The sequence below is a fragment of the Pseudomonas entomophila genome, assembly GCF_029478665.1.
In the GTDB taxonomy this organism is placed as follows: domain Bacteria; phylum Pseudomonadota; class Gammaproteobacteria; order Pseudomonadales; family Pseudomonadaceae; genus Aquipseudomonas; species Aquipseudomonas entomophila_F.
The window spans coordinates 41,296-57,934 of the sequence record NZ_JARPQB010000033.1 but is presented as its reverse complement, the minus strand read 5'-3'; the positions used below and the strand labels follow the sequence as shown (position 1 = coordinate 57,934).

Annotated in this window: 10 protein-coding genes; 1 reads left to right on the top strand and 9 read right to left on the bottom strand. The window is 61.1% G+C overall.

The genetic code is table 11. The features are described from left to right. From P5705_RS17370 to urtA, 7 genes are all read right to left on the bottom strand, one after another. On the bottom strand, positions 1-410 hold a 410-nt coding region (locus P5705_RS17370; RefSeq protein WP_277462100.1), incomplete at its 3' end, for a GNAT family N-acetyltransferase. Positions 411-415: 5 nt separating this feature from the next. Further along, positions 416-940: a GNAT family N-acetyltransferase gene (locus P5705_RS17365; protein ID WP_277462099.1), complete on the bottom strand. Its 525-nt coding sequence runs from the start codon at positions 938-940 to the stop codon at positions 416-418. 31 nt (positions 941-971) lie between these two features. Next, entirely contained in the window at positions 972-1,670 is a 699-nt protein-coding gene (gene urtE, locus P5705_RS17360) for an urea ABC transporter ATP-binding subunit UrtE (RefSeq protein WP_277462098.1), read from the bottom strand. 100 nt (positions 1,671-1,770) lie between these two features. Then, positions 1,771-2,628, bottom strand: a complete 858-nt coding sequence (urtD, locus tag P5705_RS17355) for an urea ABC transporter ATP-binding protein UrtD (protein WP_277462097.1) — start codon at positions 2,626-2,628, stop codon at positions 1,771-1,773. Further along, entirely contained in the window at positions 2,625-3,704 is a 1,080-nt protein-coding gene (urtC, locus tag P5705_RS17350; protein WP_277462096.1) for an urea ABC transporter permease subunit UrtC, read from the bottom strand. Before urtC ends, urtD begins: the two co-directional genes overlap by 4 nt. Further along, the gene (gene urtB, locus P5705_RS17345) at positions 3,704-5,191 is read right to left on the bottom strand and encodes an urea ABC transporter permease subunit UrtB (protein WP_277462095.1); all 1,488 of its coding nucleotides are present in this window, start codon (positions 5,189-5,191) and stop codon (positions 3,704-3,706) included. Before urtB ends, urtC begins: the two co-directional genes overlap by 1 nt. A 123-nt stretch (positions 5,192-5,314) precedes the next feature. Continuing rightward, positions 5,315-6,580 carry an urea ABC transporter substrate-binding protein gene (gene urtA, locus P5705_RS17340; protein WP_277462094.1) on the bottom strand — a complete coding sequence of 422 codons (1,266 nt, stop codon included), beginning with the start codon at positions 6,578-6,580 and terminating at the stop codon, positions 5,315-5,317. A gap of 645 nt (positions 6,581-7,225) precedes the next feature. Here urtA and P5705_RS17335 point away from each other — a divergent pair. Further along, the gene (locus P5705_RS17335) at positions 7,226-7,525 is read left to right on the top strand and encodes a hypothetical protein (RefSeq protein WP_277462093.1); all 300 of its coding nucleotides are present in this window, start codon (positions 7,226-7,228) and stop codon (positions 7,523-7,525) included. Positions 7,526-7,576: 51 nt separating this feature from the next. Here P5705_RS17335 and P5705_RS17330 read toward each other — a convergent pair whose 3' ends face one another. Together P5705_RS17330 and cycA are read right to left on the bottom strand one after the other, a co-directional pair. Continuing rightward, positions 7,577-14,872: a neuraminidase-like domain-containing protein gene (locus tag P5705_RS17330; RefSeq protein WP_277462092.1), complete on the bottom strand. Its 7,296-nt coding sequence runs from the start codon at positions 14,870-14,872 to the stop codon at positions 7,577-7,579. 183 nt (positions 14,873-15,055) lie between these two features. Next, on the bottom strand, positions 15,056-16,462 hold the full coding sequence (cycA, locus tag P5705_RS17325; RefSeq protein ID WP_277462091.1) for a D-serine/D-alanine/glycine transporter: 1,407 nt from the start codon (positions 16,460-16,462) through the stop codon (positions 15,056-15,058). Positions 16,463-16,639: the final 177 nt, after the last annotated feature.

The window sequence follows — 16,639 nt, the reverse complement described above, 5'->3', positions numbered from 1 at the left end:
GCCCCAGACCCCGCCTCGGTATCGAGAAACAGCATCCCCCGCCCGATCCGCCGCGCCTCGGCCTCCAGCGCTCCCATCAACTGCTGCCCCAGCCCACGCCGCCGTGCATCGCTGTGCACCAGCAGCTTCTGCACTTCGCCCCGGTTCAGCCCATTGGGCTTCAGGCACAACCCCAGTTGCACACTGCCCAGCACCTCCTGCCCCTGGGCAATGACCCACAGCAGTTGCTCGCCACTGGCCAGCTTTGCCTTCACCTCATCGAAGTAGGCCTTGGCCTGCTGCTCATCGATATCGGCAAGAAACCCCACCGACGCGCCCTGGCGCACCGCATCGAGCAACAGGGCCACCAGGCTGTCGCGGTAGAACGCCAGGCCTTCGTGGGTCACGCGGTGCAGCTGGGCGCTGTTCATGGGGTTCAGGTCCTTGACGGGGGAAGGGTGTTGTCATCCAGGTAAAGCTGCATGAAGGTCAGGTCCAGCCAGCGCCCGAATTTCACCCCCACCTGCGGCATTTGCCCGGTGATATTGAAACCCAGGCGTTCGTGCAGGCGGATCGACGCGGCGTTGCCGCTTTCGATGGCGGCGACCATCACATGCTTGTCGCAACGGCGCGCCCGTTCGATCAGCGCTTCCATCAGCACCGGGCCCAGGCCCTTGCCGCGCTGGTCGCCGCGCACGTACACCGAGTGCTCGACGGTGTGGCGGAAACCCTCGAACGGCCGCCAGTCGCCAAATGAGGCATAGCCCAGCACGCCGCTGTCGTCCATCGCCACCAGGATCGGATAACCCTGCTGCGCGCGGGCCTCGAACCAGGCCAGGCGGTTGGCCAGCTCCACCGGGGTTTCGTTCCAGATCGCCGTGGTGTTGCGTACGGCGTCGTTGTAGATGTCGAGGATGCCCGGCACGTCGTCGATCAGGGCGTCGCGGATCTGGTAACTCATGACAGCGTCTCGCAAGGGAAGTGGTTGCAGATTAAATGGTAACCAGGCCGCGCACACCTTCGGCCTGCATGTTTTCGCCCCGGCCACGCTGGACGATCTCGCCGCGGGCCATGACCAGGTAGTGGTCGGCCAGCTCCTCGGCGAAGTCGTAGAACTGCTCCACCAGCAGGATGGCCATGTCGCCCCGGTCGGCGAGCTTGCGGATCACCGCGCCGATCTCCTTGATCACCGACGGCTGGATGCCTTCGGTGGGTTCGTCGAGGATCAGCAGGCGCGGGCGGCTGGCCAGGGCACGGCCGATGGCCAGTTGTTGCTGCTGGCCGCCCGAGAGGTCGCCGCCTCGGCGTTGCTTCATCTGCTCCAGCACCGGGAACAGTGCGTAGATGAAGGCGGGCACTTCCCGTGCCTCGCGGGCGGGGAAGCGCGACAGGCCCATCAGCAGGTTTTCCTCGACGGTCAGGCGCGGGAAGATCTCGCGGCCCTGGGGCACGTAGGCGATGCCGGCCTGGACCCGTTGCTGGGGCTTGAGCGTGGTGATCGGCTTGCCTTCCCACTCCACGCGGCCCTCGCGGGCTGGCAGCAGGCCCATCAGGCAGCGCAGCAAGGTGGTCTTGCCCACGCCGTTGCGGCCCAGCAGGCAGGTGACCTCGCCGACCTTGGCCTCGAAGGACAGGCCGCGCAGGATATGGCTGCCGCCGTAGTATTGGTGCAGGGTGTCGATCTTCAGCATGTCTTGTCCTTGGGTTGTACCCCTGTAGGAGCCAGCCTTGCTGGCGAATGCGGGGTGTGCGGTTCGCCAGCAAGGCTGGCTCCTACAGGGCGCGTGGGGGTTATCGGCCGAGGTACACCTCGACCACCCGCTCATCCTCCTGCACCTGTGCCAGCGATCCTTCCGCCAGCACACTGCCCTGGTGCAGCACCGTCACATGGTCGGCAATGCTGCCGACGAAGCCCATGTCATGCTCGACCACCATCAGCGAATGCCGGCCCGCCAATGAGCGGAACAGCTCGGCGGTGAACTCGGTCTCGGCATCGGTCATCCCCGCCACCGGCTCGTCGAGCAGCAGCAACCTCGGCTCCTGCACCAGCAGCATGCCGATCTCCAGGAACTGCTTCTGCCCATGGGACAACAACCCCGCCTGGCGCTGGGCCAGGGGCAGCAGGCGCAGGGTGGCCAGCACCGCCTCGATGCGCTGGCGCTGCTCGCCGGACAACCGCGCCAGCAGGCTGGCCCACACCGACTTGTCGGCCTTGAGCGCCAGCTCCAGGTTCTCGAATACCGTCAACGCCTCGAACACCGTGGGCTTCTGGAACTTGCGGCCGATGCCGGCCTGGGCGATCTGGCACTCGCTCATGCGGGTCAGGTCGAGGGTGTCGCCGAAATACGCCGTGCCGCTGTCGGGGCGGGTCTTGCCGGTGATCACGTCCATCATCGTGGTCTTGCCGGCGCCGTTGGGGCCGATGATGCAGCGCAGTTCGCCGACGCCGATGTACAGGTTCAGGTCGTTGAGCGCCTTGAAGCCATCGAAGCTGACGCTGATGCCTTCCAGGCTCAGCACCGTGCCGTGGCGGGTGTCGAGCCCGGCTTCGCGGCGCCGGCCCAGGCCGATGGCCTCGCGGCCGCTGCCGATCTGGTCGAAGATCGGCTCCAGCATGAATTCCGGATGCACCGGGGGCACGCTTCTCATGGCTGGCTCCTTTTCTTCACAAGGCCGACCACGCCCTTGGGCAGGTACAGGGTGACGAGGATGAACAGCGCGCCGAGGAAGAACAGCCAGAACTCGGGGAACGCCACGGTGAACCAGCTCTTCATGCCATTGACCAGACCGGCGCCGAGCAGCGGCCCGATCAGCGTGCCACGCCCGCCCAGGGCCACCCACACGGCCGCTTCGATAGAGTTGGTCGGCGACATCTCGCTGGGGTTGATGATGCCCACCTGCGGCACGTACAGCGCCCCGGCCAGGCCACACAGCACGGCGCTGAGCACCCACACCAGCAGCTTGAAGCCGCGTGGGTCGTAGCCGCAGAACATCAGGCGGTTTTCCGCATCGCGCACGGCGGTGAGCAGGCGGCCGAACTTGCTCTGGGTCAAACGCCAGCACAGGAACAGGCTGCCCAGCAGCAGGCCGACCGTCAGCAAGAACAGCACGGCCCGGGTGCCTTGGGCGGCGATGTCGAAACCGAGGATGGTGCGGAAGCTGGTGAAACCGTTGTTGCCGCCAAAGCCGGTCTCGTTGCGGAAGAACAGCAGCATGCCGGCGAAGGTCAGGGCCTGGGTCATGATCGAGAAGTACACGCCCTTGATCCGCGAGCGGAAGGCGAAGAAGCCGAACACCAGCGCCAGCAGCCCCGGCGCCAGCACTATCAGGCACAGCGCCCAGGCGAAATGCTGGGTGCCGGCCCAGTACCAGGGCAGCTCGCTCCACGACAGGAAGGTCATGAACCCCGGCAGGCCGTCGCCGGCCGCCTGGCGCATCAGGTACATGCCCATGGCGTAGCCGCCCAGGGCAAAGAACAGGCCGTGGCCCAGCGACAGCAACCCGGCATAGCCCCACACCAGGTCCAGGGCCAGGGCGACGATGGCGTAGCAGAGGATCTTGCCGACCAGGGTCAGGGTATAGGCCGAGACCTGCAGGGTGTGCCCGTCGGGCAGCAGCGACAACAGCGGCAGGGCCAGCAGCACCAGGACGACAATGGCGCCGATGGCCAGTGAAGTACGCGTGCCGACCGTGCGCGTGGCAGTGACAATCAATGGCTGGTTCATCAGTCGATTACCCGTCCCTTGAGGGCGAACAGGCCTTCCGGGCGCTTCTGGATGAACAGAATGATCAGCGCAAGGATGAGGATCTTGCCCAGCACCGCACCAATCTGCGGCTCCAGCAGTTTGTTGGCGATGCCCAGCCCGAAGGCCGCCCACAGGCTGCCGGCCAGCTGCCCGACGCCACCGAGCACCACCACCAGGAACGAGTCGATGATGTAGCTCTGGCCCAGGTCCGGCCCCACGTTGCCGACCTGGCTCAGGGCCACGCCACCAAGCCCGGCGATGCCCGAGCCTAGGCCGAAGGCGAGCATGTCGACGCGCCCGGTGGACACCCCGCAGCAGGCCGCCATGTTGCGGTTCTGGGTGACCGCGCGCACGTTGAGGCCCAGCCGCGTGCGGTTGAGCAGCAGCCAGGTGAGCAGCACCACCGCCAGGGCGAAGCCGATGATCACCAGGCGGTTGTACGGCAGTACCAGGTTGGGCAGCACTTGGATGCCGCCCGACAGCCACGCCGGGTTGCTCACCTCGACGTTCTGCGCGCCGAAGATCAGCCGCACGGCCTGGATCAGGATCAGGCTAATGCCCCAGGTGGCCAGCAGGGTCTCCAGTGGGCGGCCATACAGGTGGCGGATCACCGTGCGCTCCAGCGCCATGCCGACACCCGCGCTGACGGCGAAGGCCACCGGCAGGGCGATCAGCGGGTAGAACTCGATGGCACCGGGGGCATGGCGTTGCAGCAGCACCTGGACCATGTAAGTGCTGTAGGCGCCGAGCATCAGCATCTCGCCGTGAGCCATGTTGATCACCCCCAGCAGGCCGAAGGTGATCGCCAGGCCCAGCGCCGCCAGCAGCAGGATCGAGCCCAGTGACAGGCCACTGAAGGCCTGGCCGAGCAATTCACCGACCAGCAGCTTGCGCTGTACCTGGGCCAGGCTGGTTTCGGCGGCGGTGCGCACGGCGGCGTCGGTTTCGGCGTCGGGTTGCAGCAGGGCTTCGAGGCGGGTGCGGGCCAGCGGGTCGCCGGTTTCACCGAGCAGGCGCACGGCGGCCAGGCGGACTGCGGGTTCATTCGCGCCCAGTTGCAGGTTGGCCAGGGCCAGGCCGAGGGCGGCGTGCACGGCGGCGTCCGGTTCGCTGGCGAAGCGGCGGTCGAGGAAGGCCATTTGCGCGGGTCGTGCGGTTTTCTGCAATTGCTGGGCGGCGGTCAGGCGCACGTTGGCTTGGTCGCTGAACAGTTGATGGCTGGCCAGGGCGTTGTCGATCAGGCCACGCAGGCGGTTGTTCAGGCGTAGTTTGCGGCTGTCGTTTTCGGCGATGCGGCCTTGGCGCAGGTTTTCCAGCAGCGGCAGGCGGGCGGCATCGGGTTGCGCGGCCCAGGTTTCAAGCAGACGGGCCTGTTCGGCGGGCTGGGCGGTGAGGAAAAATTCGCCTTCGCTGGCTTGGGTGGCCAGGGGCAACAGCAGCAGTACTGTGAGCAGGAGTTTGAGCATGCGGGCAATCCTGGAAATCGGCGGTGGATTCATCGCGGATAAATCCGCTCCTACACACACACACACACGGACCTGTAGGAGCGGATTTATCCGCGATAGGGCCGCACAGCGGCCCCAATGCACTCAATTACCCTTCACCACATAATCCGGCCGCTTGTCATTCCCCGGAATGAACGGGCTCCAAGGCTGCGCCCGCAGCGGCTCCTCGGTCTGCCACACCACACTGAACTGCCCGTCATCCTGGATCTCGCCGATCATCACCGGCTTGTGCAGGTGGTGGTTGCTCTTGTCCATGGTCAGGGTGAAGCCCGACGGCGCCTTGAAACTCTGCCCGGCCAGCGCCTCGCGCACCTTGTCCACCTCGGTGCTGCCGGCCTTCTGCGCCGCCTGCGCCCACATGTGAATGCCCACGTAGGTGGCCTCCATCGGATCGTTGGTCACCGCCTTGTCGGCCCCCGGCAGGTTCTTGGCCTTGGCGTAGGCCTTCCAGTCGGCGACGAACTGTTGGTTGACCGGGTTATCCACCGACTCGAAGTAGTTCCACGCCGCCAGGTGCCCCACCAGCGGCTTGGTGTCGATACCGCGCAGCTCCTCTTCACCCACCGAGAACGCCACCACCGGCACATCGGTAGCCTTCAGCCCCTGGTTGGCCAGCTCCTTGTAGAACGGCACGTTGGAGTCGCCGTTGACGGTGGAGATGACCGCTGTCTTGCCGCCGGCGGAGAACTTCTTGATGTTGGCGACGATGGTCTGGTAATCGCTGTGGCCGAACGGCGTGTACACCTCTTCGATGTCCTTGTCGGCCACGCCCTTGCTGTGCAGGAAGGCGCGCAGGATCTTGTTGGTGGTGCGCGGGTAGACGTAGTCGGTGCCCAGCAGGAAGAAGCGCTTGGCGCCGCCGCCGTCCTCGCTCATCAGGTACTCCACCGCCGGGATCGCCTGCTGGTTGGGCGCGGCGCCGGTGTAGAACACGTTCGGCGACATCTCCTCGCCTTCGTACTGCACCGGGTAGAACAGCAGCCCGTTGAGCTCCTCGAACACCGGCAGCACCGACTTGCGCGACACCGAGGTCCAGCAGCCGAACACCACCGCGACCTTGTCCTGGGTCAGCAACTGGCGGCTCTTCTCGGCGAACAGCGGCCAGTTGGACGCCGGGTCGACCACCACCGCCTCGAGCTGCTTGCCGTTGACCCCGCCCTTGGCGTTGATCTCGTCGATGGTCATCAGCGCCATGTCCTTGAGCGAGGTCTCGGAAATCGCCATGGTCCCGGACAGCGAATGCAGGATGCCGACCTTGATGGTCTCGGCGGCCTGGATGCTCCAGCTCAGGCCCATCGCGGCGATCGATGCGCCGAGGGTGAAGGCCTTGATCAGACTGCGTCGCTTCATGTGCTCACTCCGATGTGATGGTGGGGGTTGGCCAGGTCGGAGGTTGCAAGGGCTGTGCCGAGCGATGGAATGGGCGTGGTAGAGCGGTTGTGCGACGAATCGGGGCGCGGGTTGGGGCCAGGATGGTGCTTGCGGGTTGGGTCTGCACAGGATTGGGGCCGCTGTGCGGCCCATCGCGGATGAATCCGCTCCTACAGGCACGGCGCAACCTGTAGGAGCGGATTCATCCGCGATGGACTGCAAAGCAGTCCCCTTCAGGTGTGCGGTCGCAGTATGGGGAAGGGGCTTGCTGAAGGCGTTTGCCGGCCAACATTTTGACACATAGGCGGTACTTGAGTACCGTGCCGCACCGCAGTAGCTTCTGCGGTTCGGGATTGGCGTCCCGGATACAGAGAGCGGGCACTTTCAACAGTGCCCTGCATGGCTGCACCCGTTATGGGCGGAGCCGTGTGTGGGAGCCTTCGGGCTCACCGGCTCTCTCTGTCCGGTACGCCAACCCGCACGGCTCCGTCCACCCATATTGGCGTGTGGGTGCGGAGCGTCATTACGGAGAGCCGCAAGGAGATGCACCATGCTCAAGAAGATCGTTCCAGATCCACCGTTCGCATTTGCTGAAATCGCCACCTTTCATCGAGAGGTGCAGCCATGAACCCGGAATCGCTGGTCAACCACAGTCCCCGCAAATCCCGTCCCGTCACCGCCAATTCCCACTTCGGCACCTGCAATCACGCCCACGATCCGATCCTCTCGGTACGTGCTGGCGTTGATAGCGAGGATGCGCTGGTGTGCGCCGTGGCGGCCTTGAAGGCGGCGTATGAGACCAATGCCGCCGCGCTGGAGAAGGCGGGGGAGCCGTTGCGCAGTCTGCTGACGGCGACGGAGAACTCGCTGGAGAAGGGGTTGGCATTGGCCGAGGCGGTGCTCGAGGGGCTGGAGCAGGGTTAGTGGCTGGCTGAAAGTCCTGGGGCCGCGCAGCGGCCCCAGGGCCATTAGCCGTTAAGCTTTGCTCTGCTGCGCTGAGGGTTTTCTGATATCACCAATTGCCTTGGTGAACGTGTCATCCCCGGCCTCGGCCGTGTACACCATGTTGAACTTGATGTCGTCGATAACAGAAAGATCCTTGAGCAGGCCCTCATCGCCCAGCAGCTCCAGCGTCCATTTCGAGATAGCCCCGGTACCCTCGAATGGCAGATAACGGCCATCGTGGAACATCAACTCGTAGACCCAGGTACCCGCATCGTAGCCCAGCCCGTCTTCGGCCACTGTCGACGACAAGGCGATCTGCTGGTTTTCGCGCGGGTTGCGCAGGAGCAGCTTGGTGTCATTACGTGCGGCTATTACTGTCGAGTCATCGTCTTTGCCCGGGTAGAACGAGCGGGCCGCCGCTTCGTTGGGTTTGAGCAGCGTCGTACTGGCTGTCTGCTTGAGCAGCGCACAGAGTTCCTCGACGTTCTTGCCCGCTTTGAGCACCAGCGATACCGACAAATGTTTGAGCTGGCGCAAGTATTGGCCCGGATAACTCTTGTCGAAGTCCTCTGCCGTGAACTCGAATGAATGGATCAGCGGGGCGGTGCGCTCGGCATTTGCTTCAAACACTTTGTCCCATTTAACTTGGCCGCCTAGTTTTTTCTTGAGGCTGAACGACCTCTTGATGGTCAACCGCCGCTTGTTCTTGGCCAGGTACTCGTTTTCCATTTCCTGCAAGTCCACCAGCAGCGATTCACCTACCAGCATGCCTTTGTAGTCCTCTTGCCAGGCATTGGTGTTGATGAAGCTGTCACGCCGGTAGTCGCCGATCTCGTAGCGCCAGGCCGTCTCTACCTCCAGGCACAGCGAGCGTACCGCGTGATATGCGCTGGCATGGATTTGTTGCTGACGTTCGACCATCCAGTTGTAGGAGGCCGGCGCAATAAAGCCGCTGATCATGTCCTCGTAGACCGCTTTCAATTGGGCGAGTTCTGCTTGCGCCTGGGCCAGGGCCAGGTTGGCAGCCTTGCGTTCGATATCGCTGACGACAATTTCCTGATCGATCAGCTTGAGGTCCCAATCCACTTGCTGGCGTTCGAAATTCCACTCAGCAGCACGGCGGTTGTATTGGTCCTGAAGCAACAACTCGTCGGCGGCCATTCGTGCCGCTTCGCCGCCGATGCGCAGGCCCAGCGCTATCTTGTTGCCGATCGAACCAGGCCGGTTGCCACCGAAGGCGAAGCCATAGATGGTCGGGACTGCCGCATCGGTCATGCCTGCTGCGAACTCGAATGGAATGCTCAGCAGCGTTGCGCCGTTGGCCGCCCAGGTCAGGGCCGTCGCGGCCAGTTCTTCGGGTGAGCGCCCTACCTCAATCAAGTCGCTCAGGTAGGTGCGCCTGGCGGTTGCAGCATTGCGGCTGATGATCAAGCCATTGTTGCTGGCGGCAAGGCTGTTGATCGCCTCTTTCTGCAGGCGCACCGCGAACTCGGCCATCTTGATTTCGTGTGCCTTGAGCTCGAGTTCGTCCTCCAGGTCATCCTCTCGCTCCATCAGCCGCAGGTAATGACGGCCAAAGTCCAGCAGTTGCTGGGCAGCGGCCCGGGCAATCGGTAACAGTTGGCGGAAGCGGTATGCCGGCACGGCGCCCAGGCCGGCATGTGAGGTGTTGGGCTGATCGCCTTTGCCGCCTTCACCAGGGATGAAGCTCTGCTCGCTGTCGTCCTTGAAGTCCATAGGAGGCAGGCGTCTGCCGTCCAGGTCAAGGCCGTGCCGCAAGTTGAACAACCGGGAGGTGAGGGTGTCTCGCAGTTGCTGCACGCGAGGGTTGATGGGCTTGCGCAGGGTAGACTCGTCGAGTGCGTCCAGGGCAACGGGTACCCAGCGAGAGGCGGTAGTCGTTTCAGGGAGTGAGCCGAGCAAACCATAGGCTTGCTGATAGCAGACCCAGGCCTGGTTCAGCGAGCCGACGGTGCCCTGGCGATAGAAGTGGTCGCCCTTCAGCTGCCAGTTTTCCAGCAGCGACAGAAAGACGGCTTCCTGATAGAACTGCGAGTGGAAAAATACCTGTTCGATCGGAACGACATCCTTCTCCAGTACCGAGCTTGAGTTGTGGGCTTCTGACAACGGGCGGGTACACCAGGGGGCTGGCCTGCCCTGTTCGTCGTCGTGGATGCGGTAAGGGTTGAACAGGTAACGCAGATACCAGCTCTCGGCGTCCTCGAATTTTTGTTGTTCGGTCAGGCGCGAAGCAATCATGGCGGGCACGTGAAGGAACAGTTCGCGGAAGTACAGGGCATTGGCACCCTGGAAATCCATTTCGACATCCTCCTCTGTGTTGTCCAGGGTGGGTTCGAGCAGGTTTTGCGTTTTCCACTCCAGGACCTTGTGCACGCCGTGGGTTGCGCGCGCGACCAGTTGTTTGCCGAATAAAGTATTCAGGCGGAATTTTTCAGCCAGTAAAAGCGGCTCAATATCCTTGGCCGCGGTAAGGTCCAGGTACTGGGCTTGGCGCGGTGAGCGCTGTATTGCAAGTTGCCAGAGTTCGTCTTTTTTGTGGTGGATATGAATGTAGCGAAAATCGTACGCGAAGCAGGCGCCCGTGGCTTTGTTGCAATCTATATAGACTATTATGATTAGCACCGTGATGTACAGTCTTTTGGAATTAAAGTTGTCCAGGCGAATCACAGTGCCCGACTCTAGTGGTACGCAACCTGGACTGATGGCGGGTAGGTCGGTGTGATAAGTTACATAAGCTTTGGCGTATTTGGGTAGCTTTAGGTTTAGGGTGGGTGTAACTGTCGCCGTATTGTTTTCAAGCGATACTTTAATGTCTATGGATGGCAATGCTGATGAAAACTTTTTGTCGTCATCTCTTTCATCGCTTTCATAGCTTTCATTGGTTTCATTGCTTTTGATGGCGTTGAATAACTTAAAGAAATCCTTTTCGATGATATTAAAGTCATCGCTGAGGGATGTTTTTTTGGGTATGTTATACTGTGTCTTGTATTCCTCTAAAAAGTCCGTGGTAAAATATACCGTAGCTTTTAATTTATCTTGAACGGCTTTTAGTTTAGGTTTGTAGAAAATTGCAGAGTAGGTAAGAGAGAGTTCTTGTTTCTCTCCGTCATAAGTATGCTGAACAAGATTTTCGGTGGCATAAGTTTTGAGGAGTAGAGAGGCTAGCTCTGTACTGGCTTGGTCTTCGAGTGGCTGAGTGTCTATCAGTAATAGGTCTCGCGCTTCGATATAGTAATTTTTGTTTCTGACCAGCGTTGTGCTTGCATCGGTTGCGGCAGTGTCATAGAGCAAGGCAACCAGCCAAGGGTCTTCCTCTCGCGGCCCTTCTTTATTCACAATGACGATCAATCCGGGCTTGAAATTTACATCTCTGGCTTGGTCCGTTTTCCAGGCACCGTCGATCCACCCATCCAGGCACATTATTTCATTGGCGGTGCTCCAACTCTCGTCGCTTTGTTGGAAGCTGTAATTAACCGAAAATTTGCGTTTTCCCACCTTGCTCTTGCCAGGGTTTTCGCCATCGGGCAAATCGGTCGTGCTGCGTTCCACCCAGAACACATAGCGGCGACCCTCGATCACCACCGGGCGAACCAGTTCGGTCCAGGCCTTGGCGGGTGTTGCAGCTTTACTGTCTTCAGTGGCTACGTCCTGCTTTTTGGGTGACGTGATCTCGCGCTCGTAACGCACGATCTCACCGCCTGGCGCCAGGGTGATTTTTTCCCATTCGCTCCAGGCCGAGGGTCTCAGTTGCCCCTCGCTATCGCACTGGCTGATATCCAACGTGCGCCAGTAATACTCCACCGGGGTACTGTTGGTTCTCGCGATCAAGTGATAAACGTCCTTCTTGGGATCGTGGCCATCCAGGTAGCCACTGATCACGTGCAGGTTGCTGATCCGCTCGAACTTGGTGAGGTAGTTGGCGATGGCGACATCTAACCGGTCGTTGTCCAGCTTGCCCTGGCTGAGTTCAACCTCGAGGTCCTTGTAGGCTGCGCTCTTGTTTGGGCGGTTGGCGTAGTGAATAAGATTGGCAGGGTGGTTGCGCTGTTCCACGCGGCGTTTCCAGGTCTTGTATTGAGTCAGGTCGCGTTGCCATGCGGTGATCTCCCCGTCCGATGCCGCAAGACCTGGGTAGCCCGGCTCAAGATGGGCGAACAATCGGAACAGATAGTGTTGCAGGCTGCCAATGGCGTGTTTGAGAGGCGTGGTCACGACCTCGCTGCTGACCTTGATGTCGGTAAGGCAGTAGTCCGACAGTTGGTCGAAGGTGGCAATTGACTGAGTGCTCGTGTTCGCGGGTGCCCAATAAGCGATCAGGTACGCAGCCAGGGCGTTGCGCCAGCCTTCATGCTGCCGTTTCTCCACGTTTTCGCGGCAATCGGCGTCAAGCCCCGTCATCAGCGCATGACTGACGGCCTCGACTGCCAGATAAGGACTGTCGTCTTCCAGACCCTCAAGGGCAGTCAAGGTGCTGCAGCTCAAACCTGTCTGATAACACAGTGCCTGCAAGCGCAGAACATAGTCGAGATCAGTGACCGTTGAGGGGACACAGGGGTGCCAACGCGCTTCCTTGTCCCAACCCTCGGGTAGCTGTTCGAATGAGATCGGGCTGAAGAGGCGATGTTTGTAAAAAGTATTCCCCTTTGCGATATTGTAGGCTTTCCACTCTTCTGCCATTCGAGTCCAGTAGGCAGGGTTGCCAAGGTTCCCATATTGCTTGCTCGTGACCCTGAGGGGACCGGGGTTGTCCTTGAGGAACTTATCAAACTTTTCTACGGCACTTTGAAGCAACGTGTCGTTATATTTCTCGGGAGCTTTATAACGCAGCACAAAGTCAGTAACGAATCGTTTTTGCCCCTCCTTCCTTATCAGCGCAGCTTCTTCCGCGGTCAGCCCGGCAAGATAGGTGTCAAATCGTGGAATGGGGTTCTGGAAATCAACAAGCGTCCGGTTGTAGGGGACGGCTTCAGCCGTTTCGGTTTTCGACCAGCCTGTCAGTGCGCTCAGCGCTTCGACGGCCGACTCAACTGCCGCGGAATCTTCGCTATGGCTATGGTTTGTCAGGTAACGGGCAGTATCGGCCTCACTGAGGCGATTGGCGCGACTGACTTCGATCAGGCGCCGATAGCGACTGAGCTGATAGCACAGATCCAGATCGAGGGTCGGCGGCTTGGCGGGTGCCTGTTGGGCACCGCTCTGGTCGGTCGAGCCGGCCTCTGCATCCAGACTCACATCGCCTTGCAGATCGAAGCGTTCGGGCATGTCGCACAGGGTCGTGATCGTCATTGGGCTCAGGCGCAGCAGGTTGATGACCTGCGCGTGACGCTTCAGCGTCAGCCACAGGCTGCCGTCAAGCTGCTGTGGCTGTAGCAAGCAGCCCTGCTCGTCGGTGGCACGCTCGATGTCTGCCCACAGCTCACCGGCAGTGGTGTTGCACCAACGTAGCAACGTGCCGACATGCGCTTGACTGAATATGACATCTTTGCCGCTGCCTGCGAACGCCATCATCAGCAACTGAGCGATGAACGTATCCGTTGTGGCCTCATCACTGGCCGTATTCTTCGTAGCGATCGGCGCAGCAGGTGCGGTGGGCCCTGCTGTGGCATCGTTCTTCGGCAGCAGCTGATTGATTGCTCTGACCAGCGAGCTGTCGGACGAGAGCTTGGCATCTTTGACCTCGGTCAGCGCGCCGAGCAGGTCCAAAGGCGCTACCTGCTCCTGGCGTAGCCAGCGATCAAGGTTACTCAGCGCTACCAGCACATCAAGCATGTCGGTGTCGACGTCACTGCTCACAGCCGGCGTGCCAGCAAGCTGTGGTAGCAATCGTTGGCCTGCCGGATCCAACAGCGCAAGCATGCTTATGTACTGGGCAAAGTCACGTTGCAGCAGGCGATGGAGCCGGCTGAGCCGGTACAGGGAGGAGATTACTGGCAATGACGTATTCGGTTGTTGCAGCTTCAGTGCCTGCCTTGCCTGCTCGAGGTAAGCAAGGGTTGTGTGTTCATCGCAGCCAAGCGCAACGTTCAATCCGGCGAGGATCTGGTGCTGGCCCGCGTCATTATCCGCAGGGTCGAACGGCTCGTCATTGACCTGCAGCGGTGCCTGTAACTCGGCAGCGTGCTCACCACGTGGTCCATCCAGCACACGGTCCAGCAGCGGTGGGTTTTCATTGGTGGAGTAAGGGCATACCTGATAGATCAATGCCGCAAACTGCTCGGCGCTGACAGCATGGGCTTCGTTGAGGTAGAGGTACACGCCCAGCGCTTGCAGGGTCTCGTCTGTGATTCGCCAGTCACCGGTCTGCCCCTGGGCGCGCAGGATCGATACCAGCAGCCAGTCGACCTCGGCGAAGGGAAGTTCCAGTGCGCGTTGCAGGCGAACCATCTGGTACATGCGCACCAGGCTGGATTGTGTGGGTTGGTCAAACTGCAGAGTGATACCCGCCTCAGTACGGGCATCTTTTACAGTCAGCGCGGTGGTACGCCCTGCATTGAGATAAATCGCGCCGTACTGCAGGCCGTCGGCGGGTTTCCCCGCGCTGTAGTGTTGAGAGCATCGCACGGAGGTGAAGCCTGTCTGGGCATTGTCATCAATGCCGGAAACGGCCAGGAGTTGCAAAACTTCTGGGGTCGTCAAACCCGATTGGCGGCAGTAGGTGTCGATATCCTGCAAGTGGGTGAGGGGGGCTTCGATCGTGTCCGGCACACCGTAGAGCGATTGCCACTTATAGCTGGCCTCAGTGATTGCAGAGTGATCCAGCAAGAGGCTTTTCAACGCCGGGCTGAGGCCGCATGCCTTGAGCATGACCTCGCGAAGATCATCATCTCGCAAGTGCTGGTTGCAGAAGTTGGGGTAACTGTACTGAGCCTGTTGCAGCAGGTCGAAGTAAGATAATTTTCGCTGTTTTAGCGTCGCCTTGATCTGCTCCTGAGCCGCGTGGAACGGCAGATCGGCATGTTTACCGGCGCTGGCGAGCACTTCGGGCAAATAAGCCGTGGCGCCGGCATGGCTTTGTGCTTGTCGAGCAAGGCTACGTACGGCCAGTGTCAACGCGGATATGGGTTGCTCAAGGCTATCCGGGTCCAGGAACAACTGCGCAATATCAGGGCGGCGTTGTGCCAGGGTCAGGCGATCTGTCGATCTGCTGTTTCCCTCCTGCGCCAACACCTCTTTATATAGGTCGTGCAGATAGGCGATTGGGCCGCTGTTCGATTCCGGCGCGTCGGGGTTCGCTAGATTGGCGAGTTGTTCGGGAAACAACTTTGCATAGGTGTTGGCACTGTTATCCGTGTGTTGAGTAGCCATGGCAACTAGCTCCGTGATGCGTGGCGGGCGCACGCGACGTAGAGCCGGTGCGAGAATGACTTCTCGCTATTCAAGAACGGTGCAGGGGAGCGCACAACTGGCAGAATTGTCAGGTGGCACACATGGCCAGCTATGCTTCGCGCTGGCTGGGTGAGGCGGACCGCGTAGCGGCCCGCCGGTTACTCAACGGTTATACACGGCCACCCGCGGCTGGCGCTTGCTGCGCACAAACTGGTAGGTCACTGCCAGCAACAAGAACCAGATCGGTGTCACCACCAGCGCCGAGCGGGTATCCGCCTCCAGGCTCAACAGCACCAGAATGCCAGCGAAGAACACCAGGCACACGTAGCACATGAAGCGCCCGCCGGGCATCTTGTAGCTCGACGCTTCATGCAGCGCCGCGCGGTTCTTGCGGTAGCTCAGGTACGACAGCAGGATCAGCGTCCACACGAACATGAACAGCACCGCCGACACCGTCGTCACCAGGGTGAAGGCTTCGATCACATTGGGTACCAGGTAGATCAGCACCGCGCCCAGCAGCAGGCAGGTGCAGGAGAAGTACAGGCCGTTGGCCGGCACCGCGCGGCGCGAGAGTTTCTCGAACGCCTTGGGCGCATCGCCCTCCTGGGCCAGGCCGAACAGCATGCGGCTGGTGGAGAAAACACCACTGTTGGCCGACGAGGCCGCAGAAGTCAGCACCACGAAGTTGATGATGCTTGCCGCCGCCGGCAGGCCGGCCAGCACGAACAGCTCGACGAACGGGCTCTTGCCCGGCACCACGTCACGCCATGGGGTCACGGCCATGATCGCGATCAGCGCCAGTACATAGAACACGATGATGCGGATCGGGATCGAGTTGATCGCCCGCGGCAAGGTGCGCTCGGGGTTCTTCGCTTCGGCCGCGGTGGTGCCCACCAGTTCGATGCCGACGAAGGCGAACACGGCGATCTGGAAGCCGGCGAAGAAGCCGAGCATACCGTTGGGGAACATGCCGCCGTCATTCCACAGGTTGGCCAGGTTAGCGGTGTGCCCGCTTGGCGACTGGAAGCCGGTGATGACCATGTACAGGCCGGTGGCGACCAGGCCCATGATGGCGATGATCTTGATCAGGGCGAACCAGAACTCCATCTCGCCGAACATCTTCACCGTCACCAGGTTCAGCGACAGCAGCAGGGCCACGCAGCTCAGCGCCGGTATCCACTGCGGCAGGTCGGGGAACCAGAACTGGGTGTAGGCGGCGATCGCCACCACGTCGGCGATGCCGGTGACCACCCAGCAGAACCAGTAGGTCCAGCCGGTGAAGTAGCCGGCCCAGGGGCCGAGCAGGTCGGCGGAGAAATCGATGAACGACTTGTAGTTGAGGTTCGACAGCAGCAGCTCGCCCATGGCGCGCATGACGAAGAACAGCATGAAGCCGATGATCATGTAGACGAAGATGATCGACGGGCCGGCCAGGCTGATGGTCTTGCCCGAGCCCATGAACAGGCCGGTGCCGATGGCGCCGCCAATGGCGATGAGCTGGATGTGGCGGTTGGTCAGGTTGCGTTGCAGGTGTTGCTCTTCAGAGGGTGTCTGGGAGGTCCGGGTCATAGGCTGCATTCCATTGAGGGTCAGTCTTTTTGTGAGCGAAAGCCGCGTAGGCTATCACGTCGTGTTCCGATCACGGGCGTGGCAGATCGACACGATCTTGGCGGTGCAGCGCGGTCGTGGACATGATCGCGGTCAATGGATGGGTGGGGCTGCTGCGCAGCCCTTTCGCGGCACAAG

Excerpts from the sequence above, each read along its gene's own strand:
- P5705_RS17335 (WP_277462093.1), top strand. The coding sequence starts at position 7,226 with ATGAACCCGGAATCGCTGGTCAACCACAGTCCCCGCAAATCCCGTCCC.
- urtD (WP_277462097.1), bottom strand. The coding sequence starts at position 2,628 with ATGAGAAGCGTGCCCCCGGTGCATCCGGAATTCATGCTGGAGCCGATC.
- P5705_RS17365 (WP_277462099.1), bottom strand. The coding sequence starts at position 940 with ATGAGTTACCAGATCCGCGACGCCCTGATCGACGACGTGCCGGGCATC.
- urtE (WP_277462098.1), bottom strand. The coding sequence starts at position 1,670 with ATGCTGAAGATCGACACCCTGCACCAATACTACGGCGGCAGCCATATC.
- P5705_RS17330 (WP_277462092.1), bottom strand. The coding sequence starts at position 14,872 with ATGGCTACTCAACACACGGATAACAGTGCCAACACCTATGCAAAGTTG.
- urtB (WP_277462095.1), bottom strand. The coding sequence starts at position 5,191 with ATGCTCAAACTCCTGCTCACAGTACTGCTGCTGTTGCCCCTGGCCACC.
- urtC (WP_277462096.1), bottom strand. The coding sequence starts at position 3,704 with ATGAACCAGCCATTGATTGTCACTGCCACGCGCACGGTCGGCACGCGT.
- urtA (WP_277462094.1), bottom strand. The coding sequence starts at position 6,580 with ATGAAGCGACGCAGTCTGATCAAGGCCTTCACCCTCGGCGCATCGATC.
- cycA (WP_277462091.1), bottom strand. The coding sequence starts at position 16,462 with ATGACCCGGACCTCCCAGACACCCTCTGAAGAGCAACACCTGCAACGC.